The organism is Haloarcula sp. Atlit-7R, assembly GCF_003666065.1.
GTDB lineage: Archaea > Halobacteriota > Halobacteria > Halobacteriales > Haloarculaceae > Haloarcula > Haloarcula taiwanensis.
The window spans coordinates 1-506 of sequence record NZ_QXIK01000075.1 but is presented as its reverse complement, the minus strand read 5'-3'; the positions used below and the strand labels follow the sequence as shown (position 1 = coordinate 506).

General features: G+C 61.7%; 1 protein-coding gene. It reads right to left on the bottom strand.

Annotated elements, in window-relative coordinates; all coding sequences use genetic code 11:
- Positions 1-506: PAS domain-containing protein (locus D3D01_RS22695; RefSeq protein WP_199725604.1), on the bottom strand; the 506-nt coding region annotated here is incomplete at both ends.

Genomic DNA, 506 nt, shown 5'->3' with positions numbered 1-506 from the left:
CTCTAACTCCTCGTTCGTCCGCTCTAACTCCAGTTCACGACTGCGGCGGGCAGTCACGTCCTGAATCGTCCCTCTGAGGGCTACGACACGGCCGTCTCGGATAACCGGTTCACCGCGGGTTCGAACCCACAGTTCCGCACCTTCGTTGGTCACGAGTCGGAACTCGTCTTCCCACGCGAGACCCTCGTTTCGACAGCGGTTGACCAGTTTGCGAACGTTTTCCTGTTCGTCGGCGGCGTAGAAACCGAACGCGTCGTCCAGCGAAGGTTCGTAGTCGAGGGGAACGTCGTGGATTCGTTTCGTCTGGTCGGTCCATTCGAGCGATTCCGTCAGCAAGTCGAGTTCCCAGCCACCGACTTTCGAGATGCGTTGTGTCCGCTCCAAGAAGTCGCGACTGCGTTCGAGTTCGCGCTCGCGCTCCCGCCGTACGTGGGTGTCGATGCCGTGGGCGACGGCGTGGCCGAGGTTCGAAATCGGCTCGTCGAGCTCCGCGGTGAACGCCCGCT